Annotated in this window: 1 pseudogene; it reads right to left on the bottom strand. The window is 49.6% G+C overall.

Annotated elements, in window-relative coordinates:
• Positions 1-240: pseudogene (locus EOD29_RS36865) on the bottom strand (hypothetical protein); the annotation flags it as partial.

Below are 240 nucleotides of genomic sequence, written 5' to 3'. Positions count from 1 at the left end.
GCCGGTTTGAAGCAATAACGGACAGAGGGCAAGGCGATGCTTAATACAACCGCCATTGCCATGACTGAGAAGAATAGTCTTTTTGCCGTTCGGCACAGTGAAATACCAGGCATGCAACTTCTCTCCATCAGGCGCTTTGAAGGTCACCTCTTCGAATCGACAACGAAATACCCGTTCCATCAACTCTATCTGGTCACGAAGGTCTTGCTTCTCGGGGATCGGATGGAAGATGACGACGTT

It is taken from the genome of Mesorhizobium sp. M1A.T.Ca.IN.004.03.1.1 (assembly GCF_003997555.1).
Taxonomy (GTDB): Bacteria; Pseudomonadota; Alphaproteobacteria; order Rhizobiales; family Rhizobiaceae; genus Mesorhizobium.
Note: the sequence above shows the minus strand (reverse complement) of the source record. Positions and strands in the feature narration are given on the sequence as shown.